The following is a 21,792-nucleotide window of genomic DNA, read 5'->3' as shown; positions in this document are numbered from 1 at the left end:
TTCAATTTATATTTCTTCTCAATTTTGATGGAAACGCGGGAGAGTGCTCTCGGACGTAAAGGTGAAACCATGTCAGTGGCTATGGCAGATGAAAAGATGACTAAGGGACATCCGGCGAAAGAGTTTTTCCGGTTTGCGGTCCCGGCTGTGCTTGGCATGATCTCCATAGCCTCAGCCAGTATTGTCGACGGCATCTTTGTCGGCAATTTTGTTGGCTCTACAGCGTTGGCGGCCATCAGTCTGATTACGCCTATGTTTGCGCTCTACTTCGGCGTCGTGGTGATGCTGACGGTGGGCGCTGCTGTGATGGCGGGCAAATTCATTGGTGAGAAGCGGGAGCGGGATGCTTCCAACATATTCATGAAAGCCCTGATCAGCGTTCTGGTGTTTTCCATTGTGTTTGCGTTTTTGTTGCTGGCGTTTACGCCTGCTGCCGCGCGTATTCTTGGTGCCAATGCAGAAACAGCAGAAATGGTGGAGACTTACATCTTCACGGTGGCGTGGTTCTTTCCCGGCCTGAGCCTTGCAGTTGCCCTGTCGCATTTTGTTCGTGTTGACGGGCGGCCCAACTTTTCTCTGGCGGGTATGGTGATGATCACCGTGGTCAATATTGTGCTGGATGCTGGATGATCGGATATCTAGGCTGGGGCGTTTGGGGCGCTGCACTGGCGACCGGCCTTGCCAGTCAGGCGGGGATGCTGTTCTTGCTGCTGCACTTTGCCAACAAGAAAGCCAAGCTGCGTTTCCTGAAGCCTATGGCTCCTGGAGAGCGATGTACACAGCGGCCTATAACGGTCTGTCTGAATTCATCAATGAAAGCTCCGGCGGTATTGTGGCGTTTTTGTTCAACTGGATCCTGATCACCGAAGTCGGTGCGCAGGGTGTGGCGGCTTTCACCATCGTGAACTATCTGTTCTTCACTGGCATCATGGTGTTTTACGGTGTGAGTGAAGGGCTTGGTCCTCTGGTGAGTGTTAATTTCGGCGCACGAAAGCCTCGACGGATTTATCAGTTCCTGTCGCTTGGGGTGGGCACCAATCTGTTTGTTGGGTTGTTGCTGGCGAGCCTGCTGATCTTCCAGCCTATGTTGCTGGCAAGCGCCTTTGTTGGCGATGCGGATGAGGCCACCTTGAAGCTCACCATCGAGATTATTGGTGTGATCTGGCCAGTGTTCCTGTTCAACGGCGTCAATATTGCGTTCTCCGGTTACTTTACCGGCATGCATTGTGCAACCCAATCGGCGCTGATTGCCATGTCGCGTTCACTTGTAATGCCACTGGTGCTGATTGTTGCACTGTGGTTCTTCATTGGCCCAATGAGCGTGTTCTATGCTCTGCCTGTGGCTGAAGCGCTGACGCTTGGTATGACGCTTTTGATGTTCTCGCAGAAAAAGCCGCACTGGATACTTTGGCAGAGTCGGCGCACAGCCTCCGGTGCTGCTTAGATCAATCGAATTTTACTGAGTGAGTCTTTTGGCGGCAAAGTAACTTTAACGTAAGGCGCACGGGGTTTTGCTTACATGAGCAAGGCCCCGTCTAATTTTATTGCCGGAATTTGTAGTAAAATATCCTGTCTCTCTTTTGTGCGGGTGTTCCTGATCACAATCTGGAGATATTTCATAGTTTTTTATGGACAAGTACTTTGACGTAGGCAATGTGGTGCCTGTGCAAATTGTCACGCGTAGTTTTGCGTGTCTATGGACGGTCATTCGAACAACAGAGCTACAGCCCGGAGGCTGTATAATGAGCCACATCTTTCCTAGAAATACCCGTGTAACGCTACCAACAGCTGCAAAAGGCGACGGGTGCTACCTCATTGATTCTACTGGCAAGAGATATCTTGATGCCTGTGGAGGTGCTGCGGTTTCTTGTCTTGGTCACTCCAATGAAAAAGTGATCGAAGCTATCAAGACCCAGCTGGATAAGTTTTCGTTTGCGCACACTGGCTTTTTTGGCAGTGAGCCGGCGGAGGAACTGGCCAATAAACTGGTGGCCCAAGCTCCTACAGGAATTGACCGTGTCTATCTGGTTTCAGGTGGATCGGAGGCAATGGAGTCTGCTGTAAAACTGGTTCGGCAGTACTTTGTTGAAAAGGGAGAACACCAACGCTCACACATGATTGCGCGTTGGCAGAGCTATCACGGAAACACGCTGGGAGCGCTTTCTGCTGGTGGTAACAAGTGGCGCCGCGAAATGTTCGGTCCGCTGCTGATTGAAATGTCTCACATCGACCCGTGCTACACCTACCGCTACATGCAGGAAGGTGAAACGGAAGAAGAGTACGGTCTGCGTGCTGCGAACCTTCTGGAAGATGAGATCCTGCGTGTTGGCCCTGAAAAGGTTGCTGCGTTTTTCGCTGAGCCAGTAGTTGGCGCGACCATGGGTGCGGTTCCGGCTGTTAAGGGTTATCTGAAGCGTATTCGCGAGATCTGTGACAAGTACGGCATTCTGCTTGTGCTTGACGAAGTGATGTGTGGCATGGGTCGTACCGGTCATATTTTCGCGTGTAACGAAGATGAGGTTCGTCCGGACATCGTTGCTGTTGCGAAGGGGATCGGTGCTGGTTATCAGCCGCTTGGCGCGATGCTGTGCTCTAAAGAGATCTACGACACCATTGCTGAAGGCTCCGGCTTCTTCCAGCATGGTCATACCTACATGGGCCACTCTCTGGCTGCTGCCGCTGGTTCTGCTGTTATGGATCAGCTCACTGAGCCGGGCCGTATGGAACACGTGCGTGCTATGGGTGAGAAGCTCTCTGCAGCTCTGCATGATGAGTTTGGTCAGCATCCGTATGTTGGTGACATTCGTGGTCGCGGCTTGTTCCGTGCGCTTGAGCTGGTGAGTGATCGTGGCACGAAAGCACCTCTGGATCCGTCTTTCAAGCTTCATGCAAAAGTGAAGCAGAACGCCATGAAGGCTGGTCTGATGTGCTATCCGATGGGTGGTACTGTCGACGGTAAAACCGGCGACCACATTCTGCTGGGGCCTCCGTTCATCATTGATGACAGTCATATCGCTGAGATCGTTGAGAAGCTAAGCCTTGCTATGAAGGAAAGTTTCACTCAGGTCGGAGTTTCTGTCTGATGACAAAACGGCTCATCATGAGCGCTCCTAATGGAGCGCGTCGTGGCAAAGCAGATCATCCGCAACTGCCGGTGACGATTGAAGAAGTCGCCGCATGTGCGGTGAGCGTGGAAGCGGAGGGCGCTGATGCCCTCCATGCACACGTTCGTGATGCGGAGGGGCAGCATGTTCTGGATGCAGGTCTTTATAAGGAGCTCCTGCTGGAAGTAACGGCCAAGTGTCCTGATCTGGCGGTTCAGATCACTACTGAGGCTGTGGGACGTTACAGTGCGCAGGAACAGTATGATGTTGTTGCAGCCGTAGAACCGGAAGCAGTTTCTGTTGCCATGCGTGAAATGGCGCCTGAGGGCGGTGACATGGATCTGGCGCGTCGGTTCTACTTTGAGGCTCAGGAAGCTGGCCGTGCGGTTCAGCATATTCTGTATGCACCGGAAGATGTGGCACGTCTTGATCAGCTGATGGGTGAGAGCATTGTGCCTGCCGGGTATGGTAGCCAGCTCTATGTGCTGGGTCGCTATGCAAAGGATCAGGAGAGCGATCCACGGGATCTGCTTGGTTTCCTTGCTGCTCGCGATGCTGCTGAGCACATCGCACAGGACAACCCGTTCATGCTCTGTGCGTTTGGTCGTGCTGAAACGGCGTGTGGGGCGTTGGCCTTTGGGCATGGTGGTCATGCGCGTATTGGCTTTGAGAACAGCCTTTGGCATGGTTCTGGCAAGCTGGCAAAGGACAATGCGGAGCGTATTCAGGTTGTCTCTCATATCCGCGGTGAAATGGGATATGAAGGTGCTGTTTCCAAGGATGACGTGTTGAAAGTGCTTGGAAAACCGCAGTAGTCTGCTGATTATATTGAGAATTCAAAAGGCTGCTATCGATGTGATGGCAGCCTTTTTTGTTACTTGCAGTCTTTGCTGTGTTCCTGGATGAGGTCTTCGCGGTGGTCTGGGTCGGCTTCCAGGAGTGCAGCGATTTTGCCGGAGCCGTAGCCGAGGGCGTAGACGGCTTCCTGTTTGTTCATGCCCTTCGCGTACGCCATGGCGGTGATGATGCCTCTGGCGATGTCCTGTTTACCGCTTTGTTCAGTCAGCCCGTAGAGGTAGTAGCAGGTGATGTGTTCTTCGTTTTTCTTCGCAAACTTTTCTGCGCGGCTTTGGTTAAAGCCTGCATTTGCAACTGATGTGCTGGCGGCGAGCATAAGCAGCCCACCGAGGATAACTCGTTGTTTCATGAAAAAGCCCCCGTGTTTTCGAGGGCTAGTCTGGGAAGGTATTGTGGCGACTTTTTCCTGAAATTCAGGAGAACCTATGTAATCGACAGGTATCTTTGCGGCGCCTGTGGCTGAAGCGTGGCACTCTTAGAGCGCCAGATCTTAGTGCACGTCCAGTCCGTACTTGCGGAAGGTGTCCTTAGCGGCTTCTGTTTCTTCAGCAGTTGGTTCGCGGGTGTCTTTGAGCTGATAGGACTTACCCATGGACTGCCATTTGTGTTCGCCCATTTTGTGGAATGGCAGAACGTCAACGCGTTTTACATTGCCGAGCTCGGACACGAACTTGGCAACGCCTTCCACATTCTCAGGCGCGTCTGTGAGGCCAGGAACGAGCACGAAGCGGATCCAGACGTCTTTGTCCATCCGTTCCAGACGCTTTGCGAACTCAAGGGTAGGGCCAACTTCCACACCAGTGACCTTCTTATAGGTTTCCGGCACCCAAGACTTGATGTCGAGCAGGTACAGGTCCGCCATATCGATTGTTTCATCATCGAGGTTGGCGTGCAGGTAGCCGGAGGTGTCCACGGTGGTGTGAACGCCCATCTGGTTGCAGCCCCACAGCAGAGTTTTGAGGAACTCTTTTTGTGCCATTGGTTCGCCGCCGCTCACGGTCAGGCCGCCGCCACCAGTCTCAAAGTAAGAGCGGTAAGTGGAGATGTCTTTAAGGAGTTCGTAGGCGGAAGATTGTTTGCCGGCTTTCAGCTTGAGCGTGTCCGGGTTGTGGCAATAAAGGCAGCGCAGCGGACAGCCAGAGGTGAACACAATGTAGCGCAGGCCCGGACCGTCAACGGTGCCGCCTGTTTCTACTGAGTGAACATAGCCCATGGTGTCTTGCATGGCTGGCGTCCTTTATCGTCACTTGCGAGCGGCCTTTTTCTGATAGGGAGTGAGGATTTTTCCTCGGGCCGCTTCTGCTTTTCTTTAATGCTTATAAAATAAGGTCTTTAGCCTTGTTTTTAAAGATGAATTTGTGCAACTCAGCCATTCATTTTCGGCGCATGTGCGTTCCTGTCGCACGGGAATGACGAATATGTCGCAACAAAGAAGGCGCGGGACTGAGCCCCACGCCTTGTCTTGGAGTTTGAGTGGTCAGCGTTGTTGGCGCTGACCGTTGGCCTTAGCTTTCTTAGCGCTGGCCGTGGAAAGTACGGTTGATCACGTCAAGCTGCTGTTCTTTGGTCAGCTTGATGAAGTTCACTGCGTAACCGGAGACACGAACGGTGAGCTGTGGGTACAGTTCAGGATGTTCCATTGCGTCTTCCAGGGTCTTGCGGTCGAACACGTTCACGTTGATGTGGTGACCCATGTCGTGCATGTAACCGTCGAGCAGGTGGGACAGGTTGTCGATCCGTTCAGCTTCGTCCTTACCCAGTGCGCCTGGGATGATGGAGAAGGTGTAAGAGATACCGTCCTGGCTGTCTTCGTATGGAAGTTTGCAGAGAGACTTCATGGAAGCTACTGCGCCCTTCTGGTCACGGCCATGCATTGGGTTTGCACCCGGCGCGAATGGTTCACCTGCTTTACGTCCGTCCGGAGTAGAGCCAGTCTTCTTACCGTACACAACGTTGGATGTGATGGTCAGAACAGACTGTGTAGGTGTCGCATTGCGGTACATTGGCTGATTGCGGATCTTGCCCATGAACTTCTTCATGATGTCTTCTGCAATCACGTCAACGCTGTCGTCGTTGTTACCGAAGCAAGGGAAGTCGCCTTCCACTTCGTAGTCAACTGCGAGACCTTCGTCGTTACGGATGATCTTGACCTTCGCGTTTTTGATCGCGGAGATACTATCAGCAACAACAGACAGACCAGCAATACCACACGCCATGGTGCGCAGGATGTCGCGATCATGCAGCGCCATTTCAACGCGCTCGTAGTTGTACTTGTCGTGGCTGAAGTGGATGCAGTTCAGCGCCTGAACGTAAACCTTTGCAATCCAGTCGAGCATCTGGTCGTAAAGTGGTTCCAGCTCTTCCCATTCCAGCACGTCGCCGGTGATTGGGTGTGCTTTTGGACCAACCTGTTTGCCAGTTTTCTCGTCGATACCGCCATTGATTGCGTAAAGCATTGCTTTTGCAAGGTTGGCACGGGCACCGAAGAACTGCATCTGCTTACCGATACGCATTGCAGATACACAGCAAGCGATACCGTAGTCATCACCCCAGTAACGGCGCATCAGGTCATCGTTTTCGTACTGCACAGAAGATGTTTCGATAGAAACTTTAGAGCAGTAGTCTTTGAAGCCCTTAGGCATGTGCTCAGACCACAGAACGGTCAGGTTTGGTTCTGGTGCAGGGCCGAGGTTGATCAGGGTCTGCAGAACGCGGAAGGAACTCTTGGTGACCAGTGTGCGGCCATCGATGCCCATACCGCCGATGGATTCAGTTACCCATACAGGATCGCCAGAGAACAGTGCGTTGTAGTCTGGAGTACGCATGAAGCGAACCATGCGGAGCTTCATGACGAAGTGGTCCATCAGTTCCTGAGCTTCAGCTTCCGTGATGACGCCTTTGTCCAGATCGCGCTGGATGTAGATGTCGAGGAAGGTGGTTGTGCGGCCCAGAGACATAGCTGCACCGTTCTGCTCCTTGATCGCTGCAAGGTAGCCGAGGTAGAGCCACTGGATTGCTTCCTGAGCGTTTTCTGCAGGGCGACCGATGTCGAAGCCGTGTGCAGCGCCCATTTCCTTCAGTTCAGCGAGGGAACGGTACTGTTCAGAGATTTCTTCACGAAGGCGCAGTGTTTCTTCGTTCAGGACATTGCCGTCCAGAGAAGCGTGCTGTGCTTTCTTGTCTTCCATCAGCTTGTCGATGCCGTACAGCGCAACGCGGCGGTAGTCACCAATGATACGGCCACGGCCATATGCATCAGGAAGACCGGTTACGATGCCAGCAGAACGAGCGCGGCGGATTTCCGGAGTGTAGACATCGAAAACGCCATCGTTGTGGGTCTTGCGGTGCTTCTGGAAGATTTCAGCGGTTTTCTCAGAAAGCTTGTAGCCGTTGCTTTCCAGAGCTGCGACTGCCATTTTCAGGCCGCCATAAGGCATCAGTGCGCGCTTCAATGGAGCATCGGTCTGCAGACCAACGATCTTTTCGAGATCTTTGTTGATGTAGCCTGGAGCGTGAGAAACAATGGAAGAAACAACTTCGGTGTCTGCGTCGAGAACACCTTTCTTGTTTTCTTCTTTCATCAACTCAAGAACAGCGTCCCAGAGTTTGGTGGTTGCTTCTGTTGGGCCAGCGAGGAAGTCGTCAGCACCTTCATAAGGGGTGTAGTTGAGCTGGATGAAATTGCGCACGTCAATTTCTTTGTTCCAGTCGCCCTTTTTGAAACCTGCGTAAGCCTTGGGTCCGTCCTCTTTCAGAAAAGGAAGAGTGTCGGCATTAGCCTTATCGATGTTCTGGTGAACGCCCATTTTTAGGTCCTTCATCATTTGAGCAAATCAGCGTGGCGCTACAAGTAAATTCCAAAGGCTTGCAGAGTGTTACGCTTTCTTGCATCCAGTGCTTGTTGACGTTGACTGTACTCCCCGAGTGGGGCTGCATCTTGATCTATGTCAATTCTGAAATGGCCAGCAGACCTGCAAAAAATGCAGGGCAGAATTATACAAATGCATACATTTTGGATATTGGGCGACCAATTGCAAGTGGTGATATAACTCGCTCAGGTTGTGTGCGTTGCAATGGGGTCTGGAATGGTTCTAATCCTATGAATTTACTTGCTAAATTATGACTTTGGAGGTGTTGATTTTTTGCATTTGCGAAACCCCTAAATAGGGCGCCCGCATTTCCACTTAGGTGCGAACTAAGTACATTATAGTAAGTATAATGTAGGTATCTCAAATCTGCATAGCTGCCATGCGAAGTTTGAAATATTAGTGCGCGAAGTGGAAAATCGACTTTTGGGCTTCTGGCGGGGGTGTGGAGGTGGCCAAAAAGACTCAATTCGGCCACACTTCTTTATTGGTAAACGGTGATATGCACAGGAGAGTTTGAGTGCTCAAACCGGAAAAAACTTTTGCCAATCAATTTCCTAGTGCGACAAACTGTACACCTCAGTGAGATGTGAAAGGCATTCTTGATGGAAAGGGTTGACCTACCATCTGTTACAGCGCGGCCACCACTCTCCCTCATGGTCACCATTGATCATATGGTACCCCTCATAGGCCGCGACAGTCATGCAAGAATGGTTGGGCAGAACACGAAGCTGTGATCCAAGTGGGTAGAGCTCGAAGGGTAACGGGCTGCCATCTCTGGTGGTGATGTAGCCATGCTCCTGGCTCACACCTTGCACGTAAAGCAGCGGATCTACATGTCCGTCGATGTCACTGAGAAGGCCGAAACCGCAGTCGTTGCTTTGGCTTGCGCAGGAGCGGTCCTTGGACAGGGCGAGGCCGCCAGCATCGACGACAATGCGGTTAAGGTGCGGAGCGTGGCTGATGACGCTGGTGAGCACGGTGGCTGCCACATCTTCCATGGCGCACATGCCAAGGTTGGTCTGAAACACATCCTGAAAGACGTAAACCCCTGCGCGGACATCAGAAACGCCCTCAAAGGACGTTCCGAAGAGGGCTGTTGGTGTGGAGCCGATGCTGACTTGTGGGCATGGGAGGCCAGCTTCAAGAATGGCGTCCTTTACTGCGAGGGTGCAGGTGCGCTCCTGTTCGGCTGCGGCTTCCAGTTCCTGCTGCCCGTTTGCTGCATAACTGACTCCGCCGCCGTGGGCCATGACGCCTGCGAACTCCAGATTAGATGCGTTTGCAAGTATTCTGGTCACATCAACGGCGCGCTGCTGGTCAGCCTTCACACCGGTGCGGTGACCGTCAACGTCGACTTCCAGATAGACGCGTGGCTTAAGGCCATCCAGTGTCATGGTAGAAAGGTGTGTTGCCATCTCGGTACTGTCTAGGCAGATGGACATTTGAGCGCCGGCGCGGTTGAGCTTCATGATGCGTTCCATCTTCTGTGGGACGATGGAGACGGCATAGAGGATATCTTTGAGGCCAAAGGAGGAAAAGTACTCTGCTTCCTTTAGTGTGGAGACAGTCCAGCGGTCTGCTCCATGATCTTGTAGAATGCGGGCGACATCTATGGATTTGGCTGTTTTGAGATGCGGACGGAGCGGCACTCCGATCTGCTTGAACCTGTCTGCCATGCCTTTGATATTTCGGTTCATCGCAGCTTCATCGAGCAAGAGGCAAGGGGTTTGAAGGTCTTCAAGCATTCAGGGGCTCCGCAATCATCTGGTATTCCTCGTAGAAATGCCTATCAGATCTGCTCTGGAATAAACAGTAGGCCCTGCGGGAATTGTGTAAATGGCAAGTTTCTGCACTGTTTCGGCGGGTTAGGCGGATCGTTTCAAGTGTTGTAGTTCCTGATGCGGCTGGAGCTCTCAGCGCATGTTGTTTCCAAACAGCTCAACTTCTCGCGGGTAAACTCACTGATTATCAAGAGGAGGCAGATAGGCAGGTGTGATCAGCGGTTATATGTAACCTGAGGAGACTGGCCTATGAAAGCTGAGGACGTCCTGAGCATTTTAAATCCCGAGCTGCAAAAGAGGCTTGCTGCCAAATATGATGCGGCGGTGCCCGGCATGTCTGAGAGTGTCGTGGACTGGGCCTATGGTATGCATTATGGCCGCGAAGGGGTTGATCTGAAAACCCGCCAGCTTTGCAGCATTGCCGCTCTCACTGCGATGGGTGGGCACACGGGACCGCAGTTGGCCATGAACATCGAGCACACGCTGAATGCAGGCGCACGTCCTTCCGAGATCCTTGAGATCATCTGGCAAATGGCTGTTTATGCTGGCGTTCCAGCAGCTTTGAATGGCCTGAACACCGCACTTGCGTACTTTGAAGAGAAGGGGCTGGATCCTCGGTCCTAAAGAAAAGCTCATTTGAAATGAAAGAGAGTGCGAACTGACTGTCCGCACCCCCTTGTATATCTTAGACTTTTACTTCTTCGCTGGACGGGAAGGGCCTTCGCGTTCGGCGGATTGGGCCCAGAGGTTGATGTTGGCCTCTGTGGCGTACTGATCAATGGCGGTCAGTTCTTCTTCCGTGAACTCCAGATTGTTGATGGTTGCTGCGCAGTCGATCACCTGTTCCTTGCGGCTGGCGCCGATCAGGGCGGAGGTGACGCGGCCTTTGCGCAGGACCCATGCCAGAGCCATCTGTGCCAGTGTCTGGCCGCGGTTCTGGGCGATTTCGTTCAAAGAGCGAATGTGGCTCAAAGTGGTCTCGTTGAGGAAGCTTTCCTGGAAAGAACCCACGTGTTTGCCAGCACGGCTGTCTTCGGGCACGCCGTTCAGGTACTTGTTGGTCAGCATGCCTTGCGCGAGCGGGGAAAAAACGATGGAGCCGATGCCTTCTTCTTCCAGCGTGTCGAGCAGGCCGTCTTCTTCCACCCAACGGTTGAGCATGGAATAGCTTGGCTGATGGATCAGGCATGGAGTGCCCAGTTCCTTCAGGATTTTCGCCGCTTCCTTGGTGCGCTTGGAGTTGTAGGAGGAGATGCGACGTAAAGCGCTTTGCCCTGACGCACGATCTGGTCGAGGGCCATCATGGTCTCTTCCAGTGGTGTGTCCGGATCGAAGCGGTGGGAATAGAAGATGTCGACGTAGTCTAGCCCCATACGCTTCAGAGACTGATCACAGCTGGCGATGAGATACTTACGGCTACCCCATTCGCCGTATGGTCCCGGCCACATATCATAACCAGCTTTAGAGGAGATGATGAGCTCGTCGCGGTATCCGGCAAAGTCGGTGCGCAGGATCTCGCCAAAGGCGGTTTCCGCGCTGCCTGGAGGTGGCCCGTAGTTGTTGGCCAGATCGAAATGGGTGATGCCCAGATCGAATGCGGTGCGGCACATCTCGCGTTTGGTCTGATGCGGCGTGGTTTCACCGAAGTTGTGCCAGAGGCCGAGGGAAATGGCAGGTAGCTTGAGGCCACTCTTCCCGCAGCGGTTGTACTTCATGGTGTCATAACGATTGTCAGCTGGTTGCCAAGCCATCAGATGTCCTCCCAGACTTCTGTTTGATTATGTTTTGATGGAATAATGAGGAGGGCTGATGGCGAGGCCGCCACCAGAGTTCTTGAAAGTGTGTGTCCGACTGGTGAGCTGCGATCAGGCAGAGAGCTCAACCCAGACCGGGACGTGGTCCGATGGCTTTTCCCAGCCGCGGACGTGTTTGTCGATGCCTACGCCTTGCATGATGCGGGCTGCTTCTGGCGAGAGCAACAGGTGGTCAATACGGATGCCATTGTCGCGTTGCCATGCGCCTGCCTGATAATCCCAGAAAGTGTAGGTTCCAGCAGTGCTGTTGGTGGCGCGGACTGCTTCTGTGAAGCCGAGGTTGAGCAGGGCGCGGAAGCGTTGGCGGCTTTCCGGGCGGAAGAGCGCGTCGCCAACCCATGCCTCTGGTTTCTTTGCATCTTCCGGCTCAGGAATGACATTGTAGTCTCCGACCAGAAGAAACGCCTCTTCCTTCTCCAGCTGCTTTTCAGCGTGTTTGTGGAGACGGTCCATCCAGCGCAGTTTATACGGGAACTTTTCGGTCTCTACTGGGTTGCCATTTGGCAGGTAAAGGCAGCCGACGCGGATTGGTTCGTTGTCGCCAGCAATGACGGCTTCGATGTAGCGGGCCTGTTCGTCTTCCTCATCGCCCGGAAGGCGGCGGTTAACCTCTTCGAACGGACGTTTGGACAGGATCGCTACGCCGTTGAAGCCTTTCTGGCCATGGGTTTCCAGATTGTAGCCAAGCTCTTCAAACGGAGTGCGCGGGAAGTTCTCATCAACCGATTTAATTTCCTGAAAACAGGCGACATCTGGCTGCTCTTCTTCGAGCCACTTGAGAACCGTTTCTAACCGCGCTTTGACGCCATTGATGTTCCAGCTTGCGATTTTCATCGGGTCTCCCTTCGAGAAAGCAGCAGAGCTTTGACTGCTTGCTTTGTGTATGTCCTGTATTTGTTCTAGCACGGTCCCGCAGGAGGGCAAGGTAAGCAGAGCAAGTGTATGTGGATGGGCATAACAGCAGAGCCCGGAGGGGAATAACTGCTTTGCGTTGAAATGTGCGTTGGTTTGAAAGGAAAGGGGGAAACTTGCGTTTTTGTGTGGGCGAGGCGGTGGGCCTCGCCGTGTGGGATCGCAATCAGATGAAATGAGCTGAAGTTATCCCCTCAAGACCGGCAGGTGCTAGATTAGATGGAGAAGCTTGTGCCGCATCCGCAGCCGGCGGCGGCTTGCGGGTTGGTGATCTGGAAGGACTGGCCCATGAGATCTGTCACGAAGTCAATTTCTGAGCCTGCCATGTATTGCAGGGAAATGCTGTCGATGAGAACGGTAGCGCCGAGTTTGGCCAGGACGAGGTCGTCGTCTTCCTGCTCTTCAACAATGTCGTACTTGTATTGAAAACCGGAACAGCCGCCACCTTCGACAGAAATGCGGAGCATGCTGCCGTCTGCTTCTTTTTCAAGAATCTGGGCTACGCGTTTTGCGGCCTTGTCCGTTAAACCAACGGTATTTTCTGGGGTCTGGGTCATAATCGGGTCTTGCCTGGGGGCTTGTACTTTCTTTGATTTGTAATTTAGGTGGTCTACACGCTAATTTCCATAGTATTTTGTTGCTAAATTGCATTTGGCTTGGGAAAGCGATTGTTTACAGGGCCTTTACATCTGTTATGTCATTGCTGTGATAAGAAAATCAGCGGGTATGGCTCTGTGGTTTTCTCATGATAGCGGGTGGGGGATAAGGAATGGTCAAGACGTTAGGATACGGGGCTCAGCCGCGCGCCGAGTATGCTGTTGATCCGGAGTTGAGCCGCGGAAGGCTTTATCCTGAATCTGACAGCCCGACGCGCACGCCGTTCCAACGGGATCGCGACCGCATTATCCATTCTGCCGCTTTCCGCCGTTTGAAGCACAAGACGCAGGTCTTTGTGTATCATGAGGGCGATCATTTCCGTACGCGATTGACCCATACCATTGAGGTTTCCCAGATTGCCCGTTCGCTGGCCCGTGCCTTGCGGCTGGATGAGGATCTGGCCGAATGTCTGGCACTGGCCCATGACCTTGGGCATACGCCGTTCGGGCATGAGGGCGAGGACGTGATGCATGAGTGCATGGCGGATTACGGCGGGTTTGACCATAACGCCCAGTCGCTGCGTATCGTGACTGATCTGGAGCGCCGCTATGCAGAGTTCGACGGGCTCAATCTGGCGTGGGAAACGCTGGAGGGGCTGGTCAAGCACAACGGACCGCTGACGGATCGTTCCGGCGCGCCGTGTGGCAAGCTTTCAGACAAGGGCCTGCCGTTTGCCGTAAGTGAATATGCCAAGCATCAGGATTTGCTGCTGTGGTCGTGGCCAAGTGCGGAAGCGCAAGTGGCGGCACTTGCAGATGACATTGCCTATGACGCGCATGATCTGGATGATGGATTGCGGGCAGGGTTGCTCAGCTTTGAGGCCATGAAAGATGTGCCTTATCTGAAGCGCATTCTGGATGAGGTGGACGGGAAATATCCCGGCCTTGAGGATGCGCGGCGCATTCATGAGATCGGGCGCAGATGTATCACCGGCATGGTGGAGGACGTGATTGCGGAGAGTATTTCCCGAATTAATCAACTTTCTCCCAAGAAATGCGGGGATATTCGTGATGCAAATGGTCCTGTTATTGCCTTTTCAACTGAAATGGCGCGAGAAGAGCGCGAGTTGAAAGAGTTTTTGTTCGCCAATCTTTACCGGCACGAAAGTGTTCTGGCTGTTCGCAAGCAGGTGGCCAAGGTGGTGCGGGATTTATTCCATGCCTACTTTAAGGCACCGGAAAGAATGCCAGAACCGTGGTGTACAGGATTGAATGGCGAGAGTGATGAGGTGGTGGCCCGCAGGGTCTGTGACTTCATTGCAGGCATGACAGATCGTTATGCCATAGACGAACATCGACGATTATTTGACGATACCCCTGAACTGGGGTAATGCGCCAATTCAAACACTATTAATTCACGGAGTTTATGTGGGGCTACGGCTTTGCAAAACCCTGTGAGCTGTCAAAACTAGGCTATTAAAAATGAACATCTTTGCAGACTTCGCCGAAAGGGTAAACAGTGTAGTCAAGGGCCTCGACCTTGCTGCTGACGCGCCGGAGCTGGATCTCCGACGTGTGACTGTTGAACCTCCTCGGGATGCTGCGCATGGCGATCTGGCGACCAACGCTGCCATGGTGCTGGCTAAACAGCTGAAGATGAAGCCGCGTGATCTTGCTGAAAAGATTGCGGAGGGCCTGCGCGCCGACAGTGAAGTTGAAGCTGTTGATGTTGCCGGACCTGGCTTCATCAACATCCGCGTCAGCAAAACCCTGTGGGAGCGTGTGATTGGCGACGTTGTTGCCAAGGGCGACAAGTTTGGCGCGTCCGCACGTGGTGATGGCCTGAAGGTGAACGTGGAATACGTTTCCGCGAACCCGACTGGGCCAATGCATGTGGGTCATACCCGTGGTGCTGTGGTTGGTGATGCGCTGGCGAGCCTGCTGCAGTTTGCCGGTTACGACGTGACCCGTGAATACGTGATCAACGATGCGGGCTCTCAGATTGATACACTGGCGAACTCTGCCTTCCTGCGCTACCGCGAAGCGCTGGGTGAAGACATCGGTCAGATCCCTGAGGGGTATTATCCGGGTGAGTACCTTATTCCTGTCGGTAAATCTCTGGCGGAAGAGTATGGTGAAAGCCTGAAGGATATGGCTCCGGCTGAGCGTCTTGCTCTGCTGAAGGGTTACACCGTTGACAAGATGATGGACATGATCCGCGGGGATCTTGGCGCGCTGAACGTCAAGCACGATGTGTTCTTCTCTGAAAAGACCATGCATGGTCAGGGCAACGCGATTGACCTGACGCTGGATGCTCTGCGCAAGCGTGATCTGGTTTACAACGGTACTTTGCCGCCACCAAAAGGTGAAGTGCCAGAGGACTGGGAAGACCGCGAGCAGACCTTGTTCCGTTCCTCCAACTACGGTGATGACAGTGACCGTGCGCTGGTGAAGTCTGATGGCAGCTACACTTACTTTGCGGCTGACGTTGCTTACATGCGCGACAAGATTGAGCGTGGCTTCAAAGAGATTATCTTTGTGCTTGGTGCAGACCATGCGGGCTACGTGAAGCGTCTGGAAGCGATCGGCAACGCGATCTCCGGCGGCGATGTGGATGTTATCGTTCGTCTTTGTCAGCTGGTGAAGCTGTTCAAGGGCGGTGCGGAATTCAAAATGTCCAAGCGCTCTGGTAATTTCATCACCCTTCGCGATGTGGTTGATGAAGTGGGCGTGGATGCGGTACGCTTTATGATGCTCTATCGTAAGAACGATGCGCAGCTGGACTTCGATTTTGACAAGGTGAAAGAGCAGTCAAAAGACAATCCAGTGTTTTATGTTCAATACGGTCATGCTCGGTGCCATTCTGTGCTGCGTCAGGCTGCTGAGGAACTGGATTGGTTCTCCAACACAGCTGAAGAGTTGCAGTCTGCAGATTTTGCACAACTTGAGGACGAGGGCGAATTGGCACTGATTGCCAAGATGGCTCAATGGCCTCGAATTGTGGACGGAGCCGCAGAAAACCACGAGCCGCACCGTATTGCGTTCTATCTGTATGAGCTTGCAAGCGCCCTGCATGGACACTGGTCCAGAGGCAAGGAAAAGCCGCAATTACGCTTTATTAATGATAAAACGCCAGAATTAACCAAAGCTCGACTCGCGTTAGTCTATGCAGTTTCACAGGTAATTGCTTCTGGCCTCAATGTTTTGGGTGTCACAGCACCGAATGAAATGCGCTAGTGCCTGAGCACAGTTATAGAGTACTGGAGGTTCGCGGTGGGGATTGCGAGCCTCTTATTTAAGGGAAAACACCGCTGCAATGACTAATCGCTCCAAGTATCCGGGACCGGGTGAGGTTTCTGCTAGGCAAACGGCAGGCGATGAACCGCAACAGTGGGCAGGCGATCAGGATCCGCTCGTAGAACTTGCCAGAATTGTCGGTGAGAGCACAGCTCAGTACCGTCCGAGTTCTCGCGTCGAAAGCCAAGTATCTGAACGTCCGCTGTTCCCCAAAAATGATGAGCGCAGTGCAAGTGCGCCTGTTGAGCCATCCGCTCCTCAGGTCGATGATTATTCAGTGGGTGCAGCTGAAACGAATGAGCCTGCATCCACTCAAGATTCATTTGCGGCTCTTGATGCCGTGTTTGCATCTCCAAAACCATCTGCATCTACCGGGCATGCGGATCCGTTCGCGGATCTGAGCTCTGCTGCGCTGACAACCGGCGCCTCAGGTGATGCGGTTGATTATGTGAGTGATCTGCCACCAGTTCCTAAGGCAAAGTCTGTGCCGGAGCCTAAGCCGCTTCCTGCCTCTGCGCCTGTTTCCGGTGATGTTCCTGCTGAGCCTGCACCTGTGCGCCAGCCGGTGACTGCCGCTGATTTTACCGCTGAGCCAGAAATGGATGATGTTCTGTCCCGTGATCTGGAAGAAAGCCTCGTGGCTTCTCTCAACCAGTCGCAGGTGGAGCGTGAGCAGACTGCACGTCCTCAGCGCACTGTTAGCCGTGCGACACCAACGCTGGATGCTGTTGGTACGCGTGACGTGCGTTCTGAGCAGACTTTGCGTGAGCGTCTTGAACGCCGCAATGCTGAGCCGCGCCCGGTGACAACACCGCGTCCTGCTGAGCCAGCAGCAGCTACGCCTTCTGCTGAGCCGCGTGCGCTCAATGAACTTTCTCAGAGCGATTATGACAGCTGGCGTGCGGAGCGTGCTGCAGAGCGTGCAACAGCCGCCGCTGCTGCTGTTCAGGCTGCGCCTAAGGTTGAAGCTGCTCCTGTGGAGCCGCAACTGCGCGGCACGCACGATGATGTGGCGCCAGCGACTGAAAATATTTCGTTTGAGCCTGATATGGCTGCGTTTGCGGCAGATACCGGTGCGGAGCTGGAAGGCGAGCACATTACGGCTGCTGAAGCGCCTGCACAGGAAACTGTTATTCCAGCAGGGCATCTTGAAGATGCGTTGATGGCTGAGTTCAGTCTGGAAGGGGAAGAGCAGCCGACCGTGGTTGCCGAGCCAGTGGCGCCTCAGCCAGAGCGGGACATTGCTCAACAGATTGAAGAGAGCGTTGATGACATCTTTGCAGATGAAATCGCGCAGGAACCTGAGCCAGAGCCGGAACCAGAGCTGGAACCGGAAGTTGCTGCTGAACTGAACGAATTTGAGCGCATGAGCGCTGGATTTGAGCAGGCTGCTCAGGAAATCGATCCATTTGCTAATGAGGCTGATGAAGCCTGGCAGCTGGATGAGAGCGTGACCAATGATACGTCCCTGGATGAAATGTCCTGGCCTGCTGCTGCTGAAAAGCTGGCGCAGACCGAGGCGGCTCATCAGGAAGCGTTAAGCGCTGCCAAGAAACAGAGCGAAGATCAGACACCGCCTCCGGGTGGATATGATCTTGATGCTGTTGCTCAGGCCATGCGCAAGGAAGACCCAAGTCTTGATGGCGGCGTGCTTCCGCAAGCTGTGCCGCGCGTTTCTGTTGATGTTCCCGTTGAAGAAGAGACTGGCCGCAGTGGTGGTCTACGCAAGGGCCTGATGGCTGCTTCGCTTATCGGCGGGATTGTCGTGATTGGTGGTGCTGGTCTGTTCATGTTCGACTTCGGTGGAACGGGTGGCGATGCAGTGCCTCCACCAATTATCCGAGCAGATGCTTCTCCAATGAAAGAGATGCCATCTCCTTCTGCGCAGCCGAAGAACAACGATCAGGCCAAAATCTTTACTCCTGAAGAAGCGTCTCAGCCAGCGACTGGCGAGAAGATGGTTCAGCGTGAAGACGCACCTGTGACACCGTTGCCACCAGCGGCAAGCGAGACAGATACGGCTAAGTCCAGCGTGTTTGATGTGAATCCGACCAAGAAGGTGCGCACTGTGATTGTGCGTCCGGACGGAACCATCGTTCAACGTGAGGGCACTGCTTCTGCGGCGCCTGCACCTGCGCAGCCACGCATTGTGACCAGCACTGTTCGTAATTCTAATCCGCAGAACACCGCAAGTGTTGTGCCTGCCACGCAACCTGCAAGCACTGGTCAGTGGGATCCACTTCCGGGTGAAAACCAGAGTGCGAACCAGCAGGCTGCAAACACCACAACCAGCCTTCAGGATGCGTTTGCGAACGCGCCAGTGGCAACGCCGACGGAACAGCGCAACACGCTTCTGGGCGTGAGTGTTGTGCCTCAGTCCAAGCCGTTTGTGGTGGCTTCTGCGAATACTGGCAGCAATACCGTTCGCTCCAGCACTCTGACTCCGCTGCAGCCGCAGACAACGTCTCGTGCGAGCAATGCGCCGCTGAACTTGACAGGAAACCAGAACACGCAGACCGCTGCTGTGAACCCGCAGGCTGTTGCGCCGACACCAACACCGGGTGAAGGTGTTGTTGGTGAGATTCCTGCCGGCACTTACATTGTGCAGGTGGCGTCTGTGCGTACTGTTGAGGATGCTCGCGGTCAGATCCGCCGTTACAACAGTCGCTATCCAAATCTGATGGCGCTGGTGACCCCGGTGATCACCCGTGCGGATCTTGGCGACAAAGGCATTTACTACCGCATTCAGGTTCCGTTTGACGGACCGACCAGTGCGAACACCTTCTGCGGTGAGTTCAAATCTGCAGGTGGTGACTGTTACGTCCGCCGTAACTAAAACGAGTTTCCCGCTTTTGGGAATACGCTTTGGAGCTTGACGCAGTCATTGCGTCAAGCTACCAGCTTTACTCATGTTTTTAAAATCGTTCATTTCCGGATGCCTTGGACCTGAGCTTAGCGCTGAGGACAAAGCCTTTTTTCGTGATCAGCAACCTGTTGGTCTGATCCTTTTTGCACGCAACATGGAAACGCCTGAGCAGATCCGTCGTCTTTGCGCGGATTTTCGTGAGGCTGTCGGGCGCGCGGATGCACCTGTTTTCATTGATCAGGAAGGTGGCCGTGTGCAGCGCTTCGGTGCGCCGCATGTGCCGGTCTATCCGGCGGCTGGAACGCTTGGGCAGCTTTACGGGCAAGATCCGGAAGCGGCAAAGCGGGCGGCGTATTTGCATGCGCTGCTGATCGGGCTTGATCTGCGTGATCTTGGGCTGACTGGCAACTGTATTCCGTGCCTTGATATGCCGATTGAGGGTGCAAGCAACATTATCGGTTTGCGCGCCTACGGGTCCGATGTGCGGTTGGTGAGCGATATGGGGCGGGCAGCTATGGATGGCTGTCTGGCGGCTGGTGTGATGCCGGTGATGAAGCATATGCCAGGACATGGACGTGCGCTGGTTGATACCCATCTTGCGTTGCCTGAAGTTGATGTCAACTTTACTGAGCTTGAGGCAAGAGACTTTATGCCGTTCAAGCTCTTGAATGACTGCCCTATGGGGATGACTGCCCACATCGTCTTTAAAGAGATTGATGGAGATCATCCTGTTACGCAATCTTCCTATGCTATTCAGAGGGTTATCCGGGAAGCGATCGGATTTGATGGCGTTTTGATGAGTGATGATATCTCCATGAAAGCCCTTGGTGGTGAGCTGAAGGAACGGGTGGAGAAGATTGTCACCGCTGGTTGCGATCTGGTTCTGCATTGCAATGGTGAACTGGACGAGATGAAAGTTGTCGCCTCTGCTGTGCCAGAGGTGGATGGCAAGCGAGCAGAGCGCTTTGAAGCGGCTATGCAGCGAAATACCCAAGTGTTTGATGGGGATGTACATGCGCTGCGGGCCGAGTTTGATGAGCTAACCGCAAAAGCTAAAGGGATTGATGCTTGAGCGACAGTGAGGCCACTGAACAGGTAGAAGAAGCGTTGGCAGGCGCGGCGGCCCCAGAGCAGCCCGCGACTGGCGAGCCGAACCTGCTTGTGGATGTGGATGGGTTTGAAGGCCCGCTCGATCTGTTGCTCACGCTGGCGCGCAGCCAGAAGGTTGATATCACCAAAATCTCTATACTAGCGCTGACAGAGCAATATTTGGAGTTCGTGCGTGAAGCACGCCGGTTGCGGCTGGAGTTGGCGGCGGATTATCTGGTGATGGCGGCGTGGCTGGCTTATCTGAAGTCGCGCCTGCTCATTCCACAGCAGAAGGACACGGATGAGCCGACTGGTGAAGAGCTGGCTGCTGCTCTGGCGTTTCGTCTGCAACGGTTGGAAGCCATGCGGGATGCTTCTGCCAAGTTGATGAACCGGTCGCGTCTGGGCCGGGATGTGTTTGCGCGTGGTGCTCCTGAGACTGTGTCGGTTGAACGACGCAGTGTTTGGACTGCCACGCTGTATGATCTGCTGATGGCCTATGCCTCACAGCGTCAGCGTCATTCGGTGACGTCTGTGCATGTGAAGAAGCGGCAAGTCTGGTCGCTTCAGGATGCGCGGGATATTCTGACCCGTCTTGTGGGGCAGGTGGCTGTGTGGACGCCCATTGAGCGCTTTTTGACGGCTTATTTGGAAGATCCGCAGGAGCGGGCCACGGCGATGGCGTCTGCATTCTCGGCCAGCCTGGAGCTGGTGCGGGAGGGCGTGATTGATATTCAGCAGTCCGGCCCGTTTGAGACCATTTATGTGCGCGCTTCGCAGCGCACGCCGGAAGAGATCGGTGCGGGTGAGCCAATGGATGAGCGCGAAGAGAAAGAGGTTGAGTTGTCATGAGTGAAACACCTGATCTTCTCGACGCCGTCTCGCAGGATGAGGCTCTTGAAGTGGCTGATGCGGGTGAGTTGTTGGAGACCGACCGTATGGTTGAGGCTCTGATTTTTGCCAGTGCTGAGCCGTTGAGCTTTACTGAGCTTTCCAAGCGTATTCCGGGAGACCGGGACATTCGCGGGGCGCTGAACCGTTTGCGCGCGTTTTATCGCAAGCGCGGGGTGCAGCTGCGGTCCAGTGAGGATCGCTGGTCGTTCCGCACGGCTGAAGATCTTTCGTTCATATTGCACCGTGAGGCGGTGGAGCAGCGGCGCCTTTCACGTGCTGCGCTGGAAACCCTTGCGATTATTGCTTTTCACCAACCTGTGACCCGTGCGGAGATTGAAGATATCCGCGGGGTTTCTACATCTAAGGGCACATTGGATGTGCTGCTGGAAACGGGTTGGGTGCGTATGCGCGGTCGGCGTCGGACGCCGGGCCGTCCCGTGACTTACGGAACCACCTTTGATTTTCTTGATCATTTTGGTCTGGAAACCATCAAGGATCTGCCGGGTCTTGAGGAGCTGAAAGGGGCGGGGCTGCTGGACAGCGCTATTCCGGCCAGCTTCCATGTGCCGGCTCCGGACGACAGTATTGACCTTACGGAGGATGAAGATCCTCTGGATGAAAGTGAAATGTTTGCAACTGGCGCACTTGAAGAAGACGCCGGAGAAAAATAAACACATGCAGGAGAGTCGATGATTTGGTCGACCGCCTTGCG

Annotated in this window: 17 protein-coding genes and 1 pseudogene; 11 read left to right on the top strand and 7 right to left on the bottom strand. The window is 54.0% G+C overall.

All coding sequences use genetic code 11. The features are described 5' to 3' along the window. Positions 1 to 27 precede the first annotated feature (27 nt). From JCM12308_RS30850 to JCM12308_RS22705, 4 genes are all read left to right on the top strand, one after another. Positions 28 to 630, top strand: a complete 603-nt coding sequence (locus tag JCM12308_RS30850; RefSeq protein WP_208978871.1) for an MATE family efflux transporter — start codon at positions 28 to 30, stop codon at positions 628 to 630. Positions 631 to 652: 22 nt separating this feature from the next. Beyond that, positions 653 to 1,444 carry an MATE family efflux transporter gene (locus JCM12308_RS30845; protein WP_208978870.1) on the top strand — a complete coding sequence of 264 codons (792 nt, stop codon included), beginning with the start codon at positions 653 to 655 and terminating at the stop codon, positions 1,442 to 1,444. A 298-nt stretch (positions 1,445 to 1,742) separates the two neighbouring features. Then, positions 1,743 to 3,083: an aspartate aminotransferase family protein gene (locus JCM12308_RS22710; protein ID WP_054785171.1), complete on the top strand. Its 1,341-nt coding sequence runs from the start codon at positions 1,743 to 1,745 to the stop codon at positions 3,081 to 3,083. Further along, on the top strand, positions 3,083 to 3,919 hold the full coding sequence (locus tag JCM12308_RS22705; protein WP_054785170.1) for a beta-keto acid cleavage family enzyme: 837 nt from the start codon (positions 3,083 to 3,085) through the stop codon (positions 3,917 to 3,919). The genes JCM12308_RS22710 and JCM12308_RS22705 overlap by 1 nt, the downstream gene beginning before the upstream one ends. Positions 3,920 to 3,978: 59 nt before the next feature. On the opposite strand, the gene JCM12308_RS22700 is transcribed toward JCM12308_RS22705, so the two are convergent. The 4 genes from JCM12308_RS22700 to JCM12308_RS22685 all read right to left on the bottom strand — a co-directional run bounded on the left by JCM12308_RS22700 (position 3,979) and on the right by JCM12308_RS22685 (position 9,576). Next, on the bottom strand, positions 3,979 to 4,311 hold the full coding sequence (locus tag JCM12308_RS22700; RefSeq protein WP_054785169.1) for a hypothetical protein: 333 nt from the start codon (positions 4,309 to 4,311) through the stop codon (positions 3,979 to 3,981). A gap of 141 nt (positions 4,312 to 4,452) precedes the next feature. Further along, positions 4,453 to 5,187, bottom strand: a complete 735-nt coding sequence (pflA, locus tag JCM12308_RS22695; protein WP_008546726.1) for a pyruvate formate-lyase-activating protein — start codon at positions 5,185 to 5,187, stop codon at positions 4,453 to 4,455. Positions 5,188 to 5,476: 289 nt separating this feature from the next. Further along, a complete protein-coding gene (gene pflB / locus JCM12308_RS22690) occupies positions 5,477 to 7,786 on the bottom strand; it encodes a formate C-acetyltransferase (protein WP_014285799.1) in 2,310 nt (769 codons plus the stop codon). Between the two features lie 662 nt (positions 7,787 to 8,448). Next, complete coding sequence (locus JCM12308_RS22685) at positions 8,449 to 9,576, bottom strand: alanine racemase (protein WP_054785168.1); 1,128 nt, start codon at positions 9,574 to 9,576, stop codon at positions 8,449 to 8,451. A 285-nt stretch (positions 9,577 to 9,861) separates the two neighbouring features. On the opposite strand from JCM12308_RS22685, the gene JCM12308_RS22680 reads away from it, so the two are divergent. Beyond that, positions 9,862 to 10,236 (top strand): carboxymuconolactone decarboxylase family protein, encoded by a 375-nt coding sequence (locus tag JCM12308_RS22680; RefSeq protein WP_014285797.1) that lies wholly within the window; start codon positions 9,862 to 9,864, stop codon positions 10,234 to 10,236. Between the two features lie 69 nt (positions 10,237 to 10,305). Here JCM12308_RS22680 and mgrA read toward each other — a convergent pair. The 3 genes and pseudogenes from mgrA to erpA all read right to left on the bottom strand — a co-directional run bounded on the left by mgrA (position 10,306) and on the right by erpA (position 12,895). After that, positions 10,306 to 11,363 (bottom strand): annotated as a pseudogene (mgrA, locus tag JCM12308_RS22675) (L-glyceraldehyde 3-phosphate reductase). 114 nt (positions 11,364 to 11,477) lie between these two features. Then, positions 11,478 to 12,260 (bottom strand): exodeoxyribonuclease III, encoded by a 783-nt coding sequence (xth, locus tag JCM12308_RS22670; protein WP_054785167.1) that lies wholly within the window; start codon positions 12,258 to 12,260, stop codon positions 11,478 to 11,480. Positions 12,261 to 12,553: 293 nt separating this feature from the next. Beyond that, the gene (erpA, locus tag JCM12308_RS22665; protein ID WP_008546796.1) at positions 12,554 to 12,895 is read right to left on the bottom strand and encodes an iron-sulfur cluster insertion protein ErpA; all 342 of its coding nucleotides are present in this window, start codon (positions 12,893 to 12,895) and stop codon (positions 12,554 to 12,556) included. 212 nt (positions 12,896 to 13,107) lie between these two features. On the opposite strand from erpA, the gene JCM12308_RS22660 reads away from it, so the two are divergent. From JCM12308_RS22660 to scpB, 6 genes are all read left to right on the top strand, one after another. Further along, positions 13,108 to 14,325, top strand: a complete 1,218-nt coding sequence (locus JCM12308_RS22660) for a deoxyguanosinetriphosphate triphosphohydrolase (RefSeq protein WP_054785166.1) — start codon at positions 13,108 to 13,110, stop codon at positions 14,323 to 14,325. Positions 14,326 to 14,416: 91 nt separating this feature from the next. Then, on the top strand, positions 14,417 to 16,171 hold the full coding sequence (gene argS, locus JCM12308_RS22655) for an arginine--tRNA ligase (protein ID WP_008546551.1): 1,755 nt from the start codon (positions 14,417 to 14,419) through the stop codon (positions 16,169 to 16,171). Positions 16,172 to 16,250: 79 nt separating this feature from the next. Beyond that, positions 16,251 to 19,067, top strand: coding sequence for an SPOR domain-containing protein (locus tag JCM12308_RS22650; protein WP_054785165.1), 2,817 nt, complete (start codon positions 16,251 to 16,253; stop codon positions 19,065 to 19,067). A gap of 73 nt (positions 19,068 to 19,140) precedes the next feature. Further along, positions 19,141 to 20,169 carry a beta-N-acetylhexosaminidase gene (nagZ, locus tag JCM12308_RS22645; protein WP_054785164.1) on the top strand — a complete coding sequence of 343 codons (1,029 nt, stop codon included), beginning with the start codon at positions 19,141 to 19,143 and terminating at the stop codon, positions 20,167 to 20,169. Further along, entirely contained in the window at positions 20,166 to 21,038 is an 873-nt protein-coding gene (locus JCM12308_RS22640; RefSeq protein WP_054785163.1) for a segregation and condensation protein A, read from the top strand. The genes nagZ and JCM12308_RS22640 overlap by 4 nt, the downstream gene beginning before the upstream one ends. Continuing rightward, the gene (gene scpB, locus JCM12308_RS22635; RefSeq protein ID WP_008547077.1) at positions 21,035 to 21,751 is read left to right on the top strand and encodes an SMC-Scp complex subunit ScpB; all 717 of its coding nucleotides are present in this window, start codon (positions 21,035 to 21,037) and stop codon (positions 21,749 to 21,751) included. The genes JCM12308_RS22640 and scpB overlap by 4 nt, the downstream gene beginning before the upstream one ends. Positions 21,752 to 21,792: the final 41 nt, after the last annotated feature.

This window comes from Pseudovibrio denitrificans JCM 12308 (assembly GCF_001310815.1).
In the GTDB taxonomy this organism is placed as follows: domain Bacteria; phylum Pseudomonadota; class Alphaproteobacteria; order Rhizobiales; family Stappiaceae; genus Pseudovibrio; species Pseudovibrio denitrificans.
This window is presented reverse-complemented; position numbering and strand designations above follow the sequence as displayed.

Excerpts from the sequence above, each read along its gene's own strand:
- JCM12308_RS30850 (WP_208978871.1), top strand. The coding sequence starts at position 28 with ATGGAAACGCGGGAGAGTGCTCTCGGACGTAAAGGTGAAACCATGTCA.
- JCM12308_RS22710 (WP_054785171.1), top strand. The coding sequence starts at position 1,743 with ATGAGCCACATCTTTCCTAGAAATACCCGTGTAACGCTACCAACAGCT.
- JCM12308_RS22705 (WP_054785170.1), top strand. The coding sequence starts at position 3,083 with ATGACAAAACGGCTCATCATGAGCGCTCCTAATGGAGCGCGTCGTGGC.
- JCM12308_RS22700 (WP_054785169.1), bottom strand. The coding sequence starts at position 4,311 with ATGAAACAACGAGTTATCCTCGGTGGGCTGCTTATGCTCGCCGCCAGC.
- pflA (WP_008546726.1), bottom strand. The coding sequence starts at position 5,187 with ATGCAAGACACCATGGGCTATGTTCACTCAGTAGAAACAGGCGGCACC.
- pflB (WP_014285799.1), bottom strand. The coding sequence starts at position 7,786 with ATGATGAAGGACCTAAAAATGGGCGTTCACCAGAACATCGATAAGGCT.
- JCM12308_RS22685 (WP_054785168.1), bottom strand. The coding sequence starts at position 9,576 with ATGCTTGAAGACCTTCAAACCCCTTGCCTCTTGCTCGATGAAGCTGCG.
- JCM12308_RS22680 (WP_014285797.1), top strand. The coding sequence starts at position 9,862 with ATGAAAGCTGAGGACGTCCTGAGCATTTTAAATCCCGAGCTGCAAAAG.
- xth (WP_054785167.1), bottom strand. The coding sequence starts at position 12,260 with ATGAAAATCGCAAGCTGGAACATCAATGGCGTCAAAGCGCGGTTAGAA.
- erpA (WP_008546796.1), bottom strand. The coding sequence starts at position 12,895 with ATGACCCAGACCCCAGAAAATACCGTTGGTTTAACGGACAAGGCCGCA.
- JCM12308_RS22660 (WP_054785166.1), top strand. The coding sequence starts at position 13,108 with ATGGTCAAGACGTTAGGATACGGGGCTCAGCCGCGCGCCGAGTATGCT.
- argS (WP_008546551.1), top strand. The coding sequence starts at position 14,417 with ATGAACATCTTTGCAGACTTCGCCGAAAGGGTAAACAGTGTAGTCAAG.
- JCM12308_RS22650 (WP_054785165.1), top strand. The coding sequence starts at position 16,251 with ATGACTAATCGCTCCAAGTATCCGGGACCGGGTGAGGTTTCTGCTAGG.
- nagZ (WP_054785164.1), top strand. The coding sequence starts at position 19,141 with ATGTTTTTAAAATCGTTCATTTCCGGATGCCTTGGACCTGAGCTTAGC.
- scpB (WP_008547077.1), top strand. The coding sequence starts at position 21,035 with ATGAGTGAAACACCTGATCTTCTCGACGCCGTCTCGCAGGATGAGGCT.